We start from the raw sequence: 12841 nt of genomic DNA on the forward strand, positions 1-12841 counted from the left end.
TTTGTCAGCTCACCACACTAATCATCACTGAGAAAATACGAATGTTAAAAAAATTATTTTTCCCTCTTCTGGCCGTCATCCTACTTGCAGGCTGCGCAGCAAAAAGCAATACGCTGAACATCAGCCCAAAAATTAGCGTGCCTTCTCAGGATCCGACCTTGATGGGCGTAACTATTAGCATCAATGGTGCAGACCAGCGTGCAGATCAAGCTTTGGCGAAAGTGAATCGCGACGGCCAGTTGCTTACGTTGACACCTTCCCGCGATCTGCGCTTCCTGTTGCAAGAAGCGCTGGAAAAGCAAATGACTGCGCGTGGCTATATGATCGGAACAGGCGGCCCAGTTGCCTTACAGATTGTGGTTAACCACCTGTACGCCGATGTCTCCGAAGGCAACCTGCGCTACAACATCACGACCAAAGCGGATATCTCAATTATTTCTCAGGCGGCAAATGGCAACAAGCAGGTGAAAAATTACCGCTCAACCTATAATGTTCAAGGCGCATTTACCGCCAATAACGAAAACATCACCAATGCGGTTAACACGGTGTTAGGCGATGTCATCAACGACATGGCACAAGACACCACCGTAAGTACGTTTATCAAAGAGAACGCCCGTTAATTTCGGCACGCCGCTTCCCTTACTCCAGCTCTCTCATGGAGTAAGGGAAAGGACTATCCATGTTTAGTCGTATCATTACTTTGTTCAGCCAACGTAATTCGCTTTTTATGCTGTTACTTGGTTTCGCCTCCGGTTTACCACTGGCATTGACATCCGGCACACTGCAGGCCTGGATGACCGTCGAGAACGTCGATCTCAAAACCATTGGTTTTTTCTCTCTGGTTGGGCAAGCCTACGTATTCAAGTTTCTGTGGTCCCCCCTGATGGACCGTTACACCCCACCGTTTCTTGGCCGACGCCGCGGCTGGCTGATACTCAGCCAACTGCTGTTGATTGCTGCGATTATTGGTATGGGATTTATGAATCCGGCACGCGATCTCTGGTGGCTGGCCGCGTTGGCTGTTCTGGTCGCGTTCTGCTCCGCTTCTCAGGATATTGTTTTTGATGCCTATAAGACGGATTTACTTCCCCCTGAAGAACGCGGTACGGGCGCTGCAACCTCGGTATTAGGCTATCGGATTGCCATGCTGGTTTCTGGTGGACTGGCGCTGTGGATGGCCGATCGTTATCTCGGCTGGCAGGCAACCTATTGGCTAATGGCAGGATTAATGCTGATCGGTGTCTTCGCCACGCTATTTGCACCGGAACCATTCAATAGCCAGCCTGCGCCGCGCACCATGGAGCAAGCGATCGTTGCACCTCTACGCGATTTCTTCGAACGCAATAACGCCTGGCTCATTCTTCTGTTGATCGTGTTATACAAACTCGGTGACGCCTTTGCGATCAGTTTGACGACGACGTTCCTGATACGCGGCGTTGGCTTTAATGCCGGTGATGTTGGGCTGGTCAATAAAACGCTTGGACTCTTCGCCACCATCGTGGGGGCGATTTACGGCGGATTATTAATGCAGCGGCTCTCGCTGTTCAGAGCGCTGATGCTGTTTGGCATCCTTCAAGCCGTTTCCAACGCGGGATACTGGCTGCTGGCGATCACAGCCAAGAGTCTGTTCACCATGGCTACCGCAGTTTTTCTGGAAAACCTCTGTGGCGGTATGGGGACAGCAGCATTTGTCGCGCTGCTGATGACGTTGTGTAATAAATCCTTCTCAGCTACACAGTTTGCCCTGCTCTCTGCCCTTGCCGCCGTTGGACGAGTTTATGTTGGCCCGATTGCTGGCTGGTTTGTCGAATCCTACGGCTGGGCATGGTTCTATCTGTTCTCGATTTTTGCCGCATTACCAGGTCTGGCAATCCTGATGATTTGTCGCGAAACGCTGGAGTTTACCCAGAAAACAGACACATTTCAGTTGCGCACAAACTTCCAGAATTATTACAGAAAGGCCTTACATGTGTTAGGACTCGGGGTGATATTACTGGCGCTGTGGCTCATTCTGCTCGTCAGCAATGCACTGGAATGGTCTGCATTGCACCTGTTAGCAGAATATCTACTCATTGCAGGCGGCACGCTCGCGCTACTAGGCATTTTCTTTGGTAGCTTGCTGGACTACCTATCACTCAGACGAGCATCTAAGCCGTCCGTACACTAACGATATTCGTTCAGGTAGCACCACCCGCTACCTGAACCTATTACACCATTCCTTTATTTAATTATTTTTTTCATAATTATCTTGCTAGAGGGAATTTTATTTCCTTGTAAAATCTCCCCAGAACTAATTTCATTCGTTATCAAAAACACATGTTGGGCAAAAAATTTCACCAAACTAAAAATAGAAAATAAGCGTTAAGGTAAGTTGTAATTTCTTATTATCCATCCATACTCTCATCTGGGTAGCCACTTAATTTGCTGTTTTTAAATACCATTTTTATTTTGGCTATCTTTGTGACATTAAGGGCAAAAAACAGCAACAATCGGCTGACATAACCTTAATCATGTTTACAGTGCAGTAACCTTCCCGTAAAATGCCCGCTCGCATGAAATGACAATAGAGCCCTTGTTATTGAGGTCGCTAGATGAGACTCAAGAAATACAATAAAATTTTTGGGATGCTGTCTTTATTTGCAGCCACTGTTCTACTGAGCGGTTGCGATATGGCGCTGATGAACCCCAAAGGAGAGATCGGGTTAGAACAAAGATCGCTAATACTGACTGCCATCGGGCTGATGTTGATCGTTGTGATTCCCGTTATCGTTATGACGATAGCTTTTGCCTGGAAGTTCCGTGCTTCCAATGAAAAGGCAAAATATACCCCGAATTGGTCACACTCCAACAAGATAGAAGCCGTAGTCTGGACTGTACCAATTATCATTATCGTTATTCTTGGCACGATTACCTGGAAGACGACCCACTCGCTTGATCCGTACAAGCCGCTGGTATCAGACGTCAAACCTATCAATGTCGAAGTTATTTCGCTTGACTGGAAATGGTTGTTTGTTTACCCGGACCTTGGTATCGCTACGGTTAACGAATTGGCTTTCCCTGCCAACGTGCCTGTTGCATTCAAGATCACATCCGACTCCGTGATGAACTCCTTCTTCATCCCTCGTCTTGGTGGACAGATTTACGCCATGGCCGGAATGCAGACGAAGCTCCACTTAATCGCTAATGAACCGGGCAAGTATGACGGTATCTCCGGCGGTTATAGCGGTAAAGGCTTCTCTGGTATGAAGTTCACCGCGATTGCCACACCGACCCAACAGGAATTCGATCAGTGGGTTGCGAACGTTCGTGCGTCCAACAAGACACTGAACACCATGGATGAATTCAACACGTTGGCTAAGCCAAGTGAATTCCATCCTGTCGAATACTTCTCCAGTGTCCAGCCGGATTTGTTCAATAATATTATTCGCAAATTCATAGGCAACGACATGAACATGCAACATCATGGTGAAGGCATGAAGCCCGATGAAAACATGCAACACGGTGAGGGTATGAACATGGGCGAGCATAGCTCGCACAAAGGAGCCGAGGGATAATACGATGTTCGGAAAACTTACACTCGATGCGGTTCCGTACCACGAACCCATTATTATGGTCACCGTGGCGGCGATCATCGTTGGCGGCCTTGCGCTGCTAGCGGCAATAACCTATTTCGGTAAGTGGAAATGGCTGTGGACCGAGTGGTTCACCTCCGTAGACCACAAGAAAATTGGTATCATGTATATCATCGTCGGCTTGGTGATGATGATACGTGGCTTTGCCGATGCCATCATGATGCGCGGCCAGCAGGTTCTTGCCTCTGCCGGGCAAGAAGGCTTCCTAAACGCTCACCACTACGATCAGATCTTCACCGCGCACGGTGTCATCATGATCTTCTTCGTGGCAACCCCGTTCGTTGTTGGCTTGATGAACCTTGCGGTTCCCTTGCAGATCGGTGCGCGTGACGTTGCTTTCCCATTCCTGAACTCTCTCAGCTTCTGGCTATTTGTCGCTGGCGTTGTCTTGATCAACCTCTCTCTCGGGGTCGGTGAGTTTGCGCAGACTGGCTGGGTGGCGTATCCGCCGCTTTCAGGAAAGGAGTACAGTCCCGGCGTCGGGGTCGATTACTGGATATGGAGTCTACAGATATCCGGTATCGGTACCACGCTGACTGGCGTTAACTTCTTCGCGACAATTCTGAAGATGCGTGCACCGGGCATGACGTTGATGAAAATGCCGGTATTCACCTGGACAGCGCTGTGTACTAACGTGCTGATCATTGCCGCATTCCCGATATTGACCGTTACCATTGCGCTGCTGACGCTTGACCGTTACCTCGGCACCCATTTCTTTACCAATGATATGGGTGGCAACATGATGATGTACATCAACCTGATTTGGGCATGGGGTCATCCTGAGGTTTACATTCTGGTGCTACCGATATTCGGTGTTTACTCCGAAGTGGTTGCGACCTTCTGTAAAAAACGTCTGTTTGGCTACACCTCACTGGTATGGGCAACCATTGCGATTACGGTTCTATCGTTCATCGTTTGGTTACACCACTTCTTTACCATGGGGTCCGGCGCGAACGTCAACGCCTTCTTTGGTATAGCCACAATGATTATTTCAATCCCGACCGGGGTTAAAATCTTCAACTGGCTGTTCACCATGTATCAAGGTCGTATTCAGTCCCACTCTACGATGCTGTGGACCACGGGCTTCATCATCACCTTCACCATCGGTGGGATGACAGGCGTACTGCTAGCCGTACCGGGGGCAAACTTTGTCCTGCACAACAGTCTGTTCCTGATTGCTCACTTCCATAACGTGATCATCGGCGGCGTGGTGTTTGGTTGCTTCGCGGGTATTACTTACTGGTTCCCGAAAGCCTTTGGTTTCACCCTGAACGAAACCTGGGGTAAACGCGCGTTCTGGTTCTGGATTATCGGCTTCTTCGTTGCCTTTATGCCGCTGTATGTTCTCGGCTTCATGGGAATGACGCGTCGTTTGAGCCAGCAAATCAACCCTGAATTCCACGCCTTGCTGGTTGTGGCATCCATCGGTGCAGTATTAATTGGTATCGGTGTACTGTGTCAGCTTATCCAGTTCTACGTCAGTATCCGTGACCGTGACCAGAACCGCGATCTGACAGGCGACCCATGGGGTGGACGTACGCTGGAGTGGGCAACCTCTTCTCCTGCACCGTTCTACAACTTCGCTATCGTGCCACATGTTGACGAGCGTGATGCTTTCTGGGAAGCGAAAGAGAAAGGTGAGGCTTACAAGCGCCCTGCCAGCTATGAAGAGATTCACATGCCGAAGAATACCGGCGCCGGTGTGATTATCTCTGCATTTAGCCTGGTATTCGGTTTTGCTATGATCTGGCATATCTGGTGGCTGGCCATCGCTGGCTTCGCAGGCATGATTGTGACCTGGATCGTGCACAGCTTTAATCAAGACGTGGATTACTACGTACCGGTTAAAGAAATTGAGCAAATTGAGAATCAGAATTTTGATCAACTCAGTAAGGCAGGCGTGAAACATGTCAACTGAAACTCTGACTAACCACAATACTGCCCATGCCGAGCATGGGCACCACGACGCAGGAGCCAATAAAGTATTCGGCTTCTGGGTCTACCTGATGAGCGACCTGATCATTTTCGGGTCACTGTTCGCAACCTATGCAGTACTGGTTAACGGTACTGCTGGTGGCCCCAGCGGGAAAGACATTTTCCAACTGCCCTTCGTGCTGGTAGAAACGTTCGCACTGTTGTTCAGTAGTATTACCTACGGCATGGCTATGATCGCCATGAATAAGGGCAACAAATCACAGGTTAATACCTGGTTGGGTGTGACCTTCTTGTTCGGTCTGGTGTTTATCGGGATGGAAATCTATGAATTCCATCACCTAATCGTTGAAGGCTATGGCCCGGATCGCAGCGCGTTCCTGTCTGCCTTCTTCGCACTGGTCGGCACCCACGGACTCCACGTAACGGGCGGTCTGATCTGGTTGGTCATCATGATGATTCAGGTGTCCAAACGTGGCCTGACTGCAACCAACAAAACACGTCTGATGTGCCTGAGCCTGTTCTGGCACTTCCTTGACGTGGTGTGGATTTGTGTCTTCACCGTTGTTTATCTGCTGGGGGCAATCTAATGAGTCATTCAACAACCGATCATGCAGGTGCCAGCCACGGTAGCGTTAAGTCATATGTGATAGGTTTTGTTCTGTCCGTTATTTTGACAGTCATTCCTTTCAGTATGGTCATGAGCGGCACTGCATCGCATAACGCCATTCTTTTCACAGTGGTGGGATGTGCAGTGGTTCAAATTCTGGTGCATCTGGTGTACTTCCTGCACCTGAATACGTCCTCAGAAGAGCGCTGGAATGTAGTGGCTCTTGTGTTTGCCGTCCTGATTATCGCGATTGTTGTCGTGGGCTCCATCTGGATTATGATGAGCGCACACCACAACATGATGATCCAGTAACAGAGCCGTAAAAGATGATTAAGCAATACCTGCAAGTTACTAAACCAGGAATTATTTTCGGAAATCTGATTTCCGTTATCGGTGGGTTTCTCCTTGCGGCCCAAGGCCACATTGATTATCCCTTGTTTCTCGCCACCCTACTGGGTGTGTCGTTAGTCGTTGCGTCTGGCTGCGTGTTTAACAACGTCATTGACCGCGATATCGATAAGAAAATGGAGAGAACCAAAAATCGGGTTCTGGTAAAAGGACTGATTTCGCTGAAGGTAACGCTGGTTTACGCATCGCTGTTAGGTATTGCGGGCTTTGCTCTGCTGTACATCGCGGCTAATCCGCTGGCCATGTGGCTGTCGGTGATGGGCTTCGTCGTATATGTGGGTGTATATAGCCTGTACATGAAGCGACATTCTGTTTATGGCACGTTGATTGGCAGCCTGTCCGGCGCAGCACCACCTGTTATCGGTTACTGTGCCGTTAGCAACCAGTTCGACGCTGGCGCGTTGATTCTGCTGTTAATCTTCAGCCTGTGGCAGATGCCGCACTCCTACGCGATTGCGATTTTCCGCTTCAAGGATTATCAGGCAGCCAACATCCCGGTTCTGCCCGTTGTGAAAGGCATCTCCGTTGCAAAAAACCACATCACGCTCTATATCGTCGCGTTTGCGGTGGCAACATTGATGCTGTCTCTCGGCGGTTATGCGGGCTACAAATATCTGATCGTTGCCGCAGCAGTCAGCGTGTGGTGGTTAGGTATGGCGTTATCAGGCTATAAAAATGCTATTGATGACCGCGTATGGGCAAGAAAACTGTTTGTTTTCTCCATTGTCGCGATTACCTCACTAAGCGTGATGATGTCCGTGGACTCAATGGCTCCAGCGCATGAAGTACTGCTGACCTACCTGCGTTAACCATAAGCAGCACGTTATTTATTAAGAAAAACAGGTGGCTCGTCCACCTGTTTTTTTATGGCGAGCTTCCGGGCCGTCGCAAGCGACGTTGAAAAACGCGCCCCTGCGTTTCTTCTTTCCCCCTTCCCCCATTTTCTCTTTCGCCAAATCACGTAACAAACCTATCGTTTACTGTCTGGCCAATAACGCACTAAAATAGCGCCAATTGTTTTCAGAGGTATGCATGAACGATAATAAAATGACCCCTGGTGAATTACGCGCCACATGGGGCTTGGGAGCCGTTTTTTCACTACGCATGCTTGGCATGTTCATGGTGTTGCCCGTTCTAACAACTTACGGTATGGCATTACAAGGCGCCAGTGAAGCACTGATCGGGATTGCGATTGGCATCTATGGCCTGATGCAGGCTATTTTCCAGATCCCCTTCGGCTTAGTCTCCGACCGTATTGGCAGAAAGCCTCTGATCGTCGGGGGGCTGCTAATTTTTGCACTGGGTAGCGTCATCGCTGCACTGAGCGACTCCATTTGGGGCATTATTCTCGGCAGGGCGTTGCAAGGCGCGGGTGCCATTTCCGCCGCCGTCATGGCGCTGCTTTCCGACCTGACGCGTGAACAGAACCGAACCAAAGCCATGGCGTTTATTGGCGTGAGTTTTGGCGTCACCTTTGCTATCGCGATGGTCGTTGGCCCTATCGTTACGCACGCCTTCGGTTTGCAAGCGCTCTTTTGGGGCATCACCGTTCTGTCACTCGCTGGCATTGCTATCACACTGACCTTAATCCCTTCTGCGCCCGCACACGTCCTGAATAGAGAATCGGCGATGGTGCGTGGCAGTTTCCGCAAAGTACTCGGCAATAGCCGCCTGCTGAAACTGAATATCGGCATCATGTGTCTGCATATTTTATTGATGTCGAGTTTCGTCGCCCTACCCCGCGCAATGGAGTCCGCAGGACTGGCACCACAGGACCAGTGGAAAGTCTATCTGGTCACCATGTTGGTCTCCTTTGCTGGCGTCGTACCCTTCATCATTTATGCTGAAGTGAAAAGACGGATGAAACAGGTCTTCATCGGCTGCATCGTGGTATTAATCGCCGCAGAAATTGTTCTGTGGGCGTCAGGCAACCATCTCTGGCAAATTATCATCGGTGTACAACTGTTTTTCCTGGCTTTCAACGTCATGGAAGCGCTGTTGCCATCGCTGATTAGCAAGGAATCGCCCGCGGGATACAAAGGCACCGCAATGGGTGTTTACTCCACCACACAGTTTATCGGTGTAGCAATCGGAGGAAGTCTCGGTGGCGGGCTGTTTGAACTTTATGGCGCATCAGTCGTGTTTATGGCTGGCGCGGCCATTGCGGTTATCTGGCTGTTTGTCAGCTTCACCATGCAGGAACCGCCCTATCTCAGCAGCCTGAGAATCGCACTGTCCGATTTAGCATTGCAAGATAGTCAGTTGGAACAAAAAATACGCACCCAACCCGGTGTTGCCGAAGTGGTTATCGTGCCGGATGAGTACAGCGCCTACGTGAAGATCGACAACAAAAAGACCAATCGACAGCAGTTAGAGCAATTAGCGGGTCAAGCCTAGGTTAAGCAAAAGGCCAGCTTTCGCTGGCCTTTTCTATTGATCGGCTGATCGGCGGATGGATAGAAAGCATCAATCGCGGAAGTTGGTAAATTGGAACGGCTGTCCCAGATTGCCACCACGAATCAACGCCATTACACCCTGCAAATCATCACGTGATTTACCGGTGACACGAACCTGTTCACCCTGAATCTGCGCCTGAACTTTCAGTTTGCTGTCTTTAATCAGCTTGATGATTTGCTTCGCTAGCGTCGTTTCAATACCTTGCTTCAGCTTCGCTTCCACACTGTACGTTTTGCCGCTGTGTTCCATCTCTTCAGGAATTTCCAGCGATCCGCCTTCAATACCCCGCTTAACCAGCTTTTCACGCAGAATATCAACCAGCTGTTGTACCTGAAAATCAGATTCGCTGGCCACTTTGATACTCTGTGATTTCTCATTCAGTTCAAAGCTGGCCGGAACATTACGAAAATCCCAGCGGGTGCTCAGATCGCGCGTCGCATTTTCCACCGCGTTACGGACTTCCTGCATATCAATTTCCGAAACAATATCGAAAGATGGCATAATTCGCTCTCCTGACAAATTTGGCTGGCGAGCATAATAACCGCTCTTCTGCGATAAGCAAGATGCCAGACACAATCCCGATTTTTACTCTGCATCAGGTAAACAGGTCGAATAGCACAAGATCACAATGTGAATGATCGCCTAAGATAAGAGATCGACAGCGCCTGCATCAAACAAGGGAGACGCACATGAAAATCACCGTTCTTGGCTGTGGCGCGCTGGGCCAACTTTGGCTCGCCGCGTTGCATCAGCAAGGGCATGATGTCCAGGGATGGCTGCGCATTCCGCAACCGTATTGCTCGGTCAATGTCACTATGTTAAACGGCCAGCATTGCAATCTCAACCTGACGGCTAACGATCCCAATCATCTCGCCCAAAGTGAACTGCTGCTGGTCACGCTAAAAGCCTGGCAAGTCTCCGATGCTGTTGCCGTACTGCTGCCCCAGCTAAACCCCCATTGCACGATTCTGCTGTTACATAACGGGATGGGTACGCGGGAAGAGCTGCCGTCGTTACAGCAGCCGCTGGTGCTCGGTATCACCACCCATGCAGCACGGCGCGACGCAAACAACGTTGTACACGTTGCCGCGGGCACGACACATATAGGTACATTTAACGGGGACAGTAGTCAAAGTCATTTAGCTGAAATACTGCATCAAGCCTTACCGGATGTCGCCTGGCATACCAATATTAGCGCAACTTGCTGGCTGAAGCTGGCAGCTAACTGCGTCATCAATCCACTAACGGTGAAATATCACTGCATCAATGGCGAACTTTCTGCGTACCCGGAGCTTATTGCCGCACTTTGTCAGGAAGTGGCCAATGTTATGGAACGGGAAGGCTTCCACACATCGCGAGACAGTCTGCTGCTCTACGTTAATCAAATTATTCAGAACACCGCAGCAAATACCTCATCGATGTTGCAGGACATCATCGCTCAGCGACATACCGAAATTGACTACATTACTGGGTATTTGCTGCACCGTGCGCGTCTCCACGGCCTGATACTCCCTGAAAATGCCCGTCTGTTTGACTACATTAAGCAAAAGGAAAATGACTATGACCGCATCGGCACTGGTGTGTCTGGCGCCTGGTAGTGAAGAAATTGAAGCCGTCACCACCATAGATTTGCTTGTCCGCGCGGGCATTCAGGTGACGCTAGCCAGTGTGGCCAGCGATGGCAATCTTGAAATCGTTTGCTCACGCGGGGTAAGGCTGCTGGCCGATGCGCCACTGGCAATGGTTGCCGATAGCTCTTTCGATGTGCTGGTGTTACCGGGTGGGCTGCAAGGTGCGGAATGCTTCCGCGATAGCCCAATTCTGGTGGAGTGTATTCGGCAAACACATCTGGAGGGAAAAATTGTCGCCGCAATGTGCGCCACACCTGCGCTGGTGCTTGAATATCATCAGTTGTTCCCCACCGGAAACATGACAGGCTATCCCACATTTAAAGATAATATCGCGCCAGAGAAATGGATGGAGAAACGTGTCGTCTACGATCCACGTGTAAATCTGTTAACCACACAAGGACCGGGTACGAGTATGGATTTCGCTCTGAAGATCATTGATTTGCTGCTGGGGAAAGAAAAGGCCGCCGAGGTCGCCGAGCAGCTTATTCTGCCACCCGGAATTTATAACTATCACGATTAAGCCAGACGAAAAAGGCGCTTGCGCGCCTTTTCTACATTAAGGACGGTATACCTTTACGTTGCTAAAACCTTGCTCACGCAGGTAAAGCGCCTGCAGGCGGCTCATCACGCCACGCTCGCAGTAAAGCAGATAGGTTTTGCTCTGATCCAAATCACCAAACTGCGTACCCAGTTTGTAGAACGGTAAGGATTTGATTTCGATCTGATCCAATTCAAGCGGCTTATCGTCCTGTTCATCTAGAGAACGGATATCCAGCAGTACGTCGGTTGGCGCAAATGATGCCACCGTTTCGACTTCAACCACTTCTTGCTTGGTCTGCTCGGCGATCTCACGGATATCAATATTCCGAGCTTCACTCACTACACGGTCCAGAATAGAGAAATCAAAGTGGCCTTCCTCGGCCTCAATCTTCGCTTTCACCGCCTTCACCGTCGGGCTTTTGGAGATCACACCACAGTATTCCGGCATCGTTTTGGCGAAATCTTCTGTCCCCAGTTCGCGAGCCTGTTTGATAATGTGTTCTTTATCATGAGAAATCAGCGGACGCAGAATCAGGGTATCGGAGGCATTATCGATTAAGCGCAGGTTAGTCAGCGTCTGGCTGGATACCTGTCCTAACGCTTCGCCAGTCACTAACGCCTGAACACCGTAACGCTCGGCAATTTTAGAGGCAGCACGCACCATCATGCGTTTCAGTACGACGCCCATCTGACCGTCATCAACCTTCTCCAGAATTTCACCGACAACGGGATCGAAATCGATAGCAACAAAGCGAACCCGATGCGAGCTACCAAATCGATTCCACAGATAATGCGCAACCTGCTTCACACCAATCTCGTGTGCCGCACCGCCAAGATTGAAGAAACAGTAGTGCACGCGGCATCCGCGACGCATCAACATATAGCTGGATACACCAGAGTCGAAACCACCGGAAATCAGTGACAACACGTCTTCTTGTGTACCAATCGGGTAGCCACCAATCCCTTCATAGCGACCTTTAATCAGCAGAAGACGATCCTGCTCAATTTCCAGATGCACGGTGACCTGCGGCGAAGTGAGATTGACTCGCGCAGTCTCAATATGTTGGTTCAAACCGCCGCCAACATAGCGCTCCACGTCTTGTGAGCTAAACTCATGCTTACCGCGGCGTTTTACCCGCACACAAAACGTCTTGCCTTCCAACCGTTCACGATACAGCGCCAACGCCTGTTCAAAGATGCTGTGTACGTCGGTATAGGCGTGATCTTCAACTTCCAGAATATGGTGAATACCCGGAATTCTCGTCAGTGCATCACGAATCGTTCCACGCTGACTTTCGTCTTTAGCCCGAACTTCGATATGATCCCAGTGACGGACAACCGCCAGCGTTTCATCATAGTGTTTTAATACGTTGCGAATGTTTCCGGTTAGAATCTTGATAAAGCGCAACCTAACAGATTGGCTCTTGATGGTGATTTCCGGGAACAATTTAATGATAAACTTCATGGTGGCTGTCGTTACTTGGTCAGAAAGGTGTAAATAAATTTACCCTGAGCACTAAAATCACGTTATCGGTAAAATCAGCCAGAACAGAGATGATTTTACCAATAGCATCCAAGGCGCGGAGTATATCATTATATGAAGATATACTGTGCGTTTTAACCGTATAATC

General features: G+C 49.7%; 12 protein-coding genes. 10 read left to right on the forward strand and 2 right to left on the reverse strand.

The window, feature by feature from the left end; all coding sequences use genetic code 11:
- Window positions 1–41 precede the first annotated feature (41 nt).
- The 8 genes from CLR69_RS10555 (at window position 42) to CLR69_RS10590 (ending at window position 8979) form a co-directional block, all read left to right on the forward strand.
- The gene (locus CLR69_RS10555) at window positions 42–620 is read left to right on the forward strand and encodes a lipoprotein (RefSeq protein WP_129703327.1); all 579 of its coding nucleotides are present in this window, start codon (window positions 42–44) and stop codon (window positions 618–620) included.
- 59 nt (window positions 621–679) lie between these two features.
- Window positions 680–2167 carry a muropeptide MFS transporter AmpG gene (ampG, locus tag CLR69_RS10560; RefSeq protein WP_129712612.1) on the forward strand — a complete coding sequence of 496 codons (1488 nt, stop codon included), beginning with the start codon at window positions 680–682 and terminating at the stop codon, window positions 2165–2167.
- Between the two features lie 424 nt (window positions 2168–2591).
- Window positions 2592–3554 (forward strand): cytochrome o ubiquinol oxidase subunit II, encoded by a 963-nt coding sequence (gene cyoA, locus CLR69_RS10565; protein ID WP_129703324.1) that lies wholly within the window; start codon window positions 2592–2594, stop codon window positions 3552–3554.
- A gap of 4 nt (window positions 3555–3558) precedes the next feature.
- The gene (gene cyoB, locus CLR69_RS10570; protein ID WP_129712613.1) at window positions 3559–5550 is read left to right on the forward strand and encodes a cytochrome o ubiquinol oxidase subunit I; all 1992 of its coding nucleotides are present in this window, start codon (window positions 3559–3561) and stop codon (window positions 5548–5550) included.
- Window positions 5540–6154, forward strand: a complete 615-nt coding sequence (locus CLR69_RS10575; protein ID WP_129703319.1) for a cytochrome o ubiquinol oxidase subunit III — start codon at window positions 5540–5542, stop codon at window positions 6152–6154. Before cyoB ends, CLR69_RS10575 begins: the two co-directional genes overlap by 11 nt.
- Complete coding sequence (locus CLR69_RS10580; RefSeq protein ID WP_011092734.1) at window positions 6154–6486, forward strand: cytochrome o ubiquinol oxidase subunit IV; 333 nt, start codon at window positions 6154–6156, stop codon at window positions 6484–6486. The genes CLR69_RS10575 and CLR69_RS10580 overlap by 1 nt, the downstream gene beginning before the upstream one ends.
- A gap of 14 nt (window positions 6487–6500) precedes the next feature.
- Window positions 6501–7391, forward strand: a complete 891-nt coding sequence (gene cyoE, locus CLR69_RS10585; RefSeq protein ID WP_129712614.1) for a heme o synthase — start codon at window positions 6501–6503, stop codon at window positions 7389–7391.
- Window positions 7392–7614: 223 nt separating this feature from the next.
- On the forward strand, window positions 7615–8979 hold the full coding sequence (locus CLR69_RS10590) for an MFS transporter (protein ID WP_129712615.1): 1365 nt from the start codon (window positions 7615–7617) through the stop codon (window positions 8977–8979).
- 69 nt (window positions 8980–9048) lie between these two features.
- On the opposite strand, the gene CLR69_RS10595 is transcribed toward CLR69_RS10590, so the two are convergent.
- A complete protein-coding gene (locus CLR69_RS10595) occupies window positions 9049–9540 on the reverse strand; it encodes a YajQ family cyclic di-GMP-binding protein (protein WP_010282093.1) in 492 nt (163 codons plus the stop codon).
- Window positions 9541–9728: 188 nt separating this feature from the next.
- Between CLR69_RS10595 and panE the strand changes: the two genes are divergently transcribed.
- On the forward strand, window positions 9729–10637 hold the full coding sequence (gene panE / locus CLR69_RS10600; protein ID WP_129712616.1) for a 2-dehydropantoate 2-reductase: 909 nt from the start codon (window positions 9729–9731) through the stop codon (window positions 10635–10637).
- Window positions 10600–11190 carry a protein deglycase YajL gene (gene yajL / locus CLR69_RS10605; RefSeq protein WP_129712617.1) on the forward strand — a complete coding sequence of 197 codons (591 nt, stop codon included), beginning with the start codon at window positions 10600–10602 and terminating at the stop codon, window positions 11188–11190. The genes panE and yajL overlap by 38 nt, the downstream gene beginning before the upstream one ends.
- 36 nt (window positions 11191–11226) lie before the next feature.
- Here yajL and thiI read toward each other — a convergent pair whose 3' ends face one another.
- The gene (gene thiI / locus CLR69_RS10610; protein WP_129712618.1) at window positions 11227–12675 is read right to left on the reverse strand and encodes a tRNA uracil 4-sulfurtransferase ThiI; all 1449 of its coding nucleotides are present in this window, start codon (window positions 12673–12675) and stop codon (window positions 11227–11229) included.
- Window positions 12676–12841 lie beyond the last annotated feature (166 nt).

This window comes from Pectobacterium zantedeschiae (assembly GCF_004137795.1).
In the GTDB taxonomy this organism is placed as follows: domain Bacteria; phylum Pseudomonadota; class Gammaproteobacteria; order Enterobacterales; family Enterobacteriaceae; genus Pectobacterium; species Pectobacterium zantedeschiae.

Coding starts and splice junctions, on each gene's coding strand:
- CLR69_RS10555 (WP_129703327.1), top strand. CDS start 42: ATGTTAAAAAAATTATTTTTCCCTCTTCTGGCCGTCATCCTACTTGCA.
- ampG (WP_129712612.1), top strand. CDS start 680: ATGTTTAGTCGTATCATTACTTTGTTCAGCCAACGTAATTCGCTTTTT.
- cyoA (WP_129703324.1), top strand. CDS start 2,592: ATGAGACTCAAGAAATACAATAAAATTTTTGGGATGCTGTCTTTATTT.
- cyoB (WP_129712613.1), top strand. CDS start 3,559: ATGTTCGGAAAACTTACACTCGATGCGGTTCCGTACCACGAACCCATT.
- CLR69_RS10575 (WP_129703319.1), top strand. CDS start 5,540: ATGTCAACTGAAACTCTGACTAACCACAATACTGCCCATGCCGAGCAT.
- CLR69_RS10580 (WP_011092734.1), top strand. CDS start 6,154: ATGAGTCATTCAACAACCGATCATGCAGGTGCCAGCCACGGTAGCGTT.
- cyoE (WP_129712614.1), top strand. CDS start 6,501: ATGATTAAGCAATACCTGCAAGTTACTAAACCAGGAATTATTTTCGGA.
- CLR69_RS10590 (WP_129712615.1), top strand. CDS start 7,615: ATGAACGATAATAAAATGACCCCTGGTGAATTACGCGCCACATGGGGC.
- CLR69_RS10595 (WP_010282093.1), bottom strand. CDS start 9,540: ATGCCATCTTTCGATATTGTTTCGGAAATTGATATGCAGGAAGTCCGT.
- panE (WP_129712616.1), top strand. CDS start 9,729: ATGAAAATCACCGTTCTTGGCTGTGGCGCGCTGGGCCAACTTTGGCTC.
- yajL (WP_129712617.1), top strand. CDS start 10,600: ATGACCGCATCGGCACTGGTGTGTCTGGCGCCTGGTAGTGAAGAAATT.
- thiI (WP_129712618.1), bottom strand. CDS start 12,675: ATGAAGTTTATCATTAAATTGTTCCCGGAAATCACCATCAAGAGCCAA.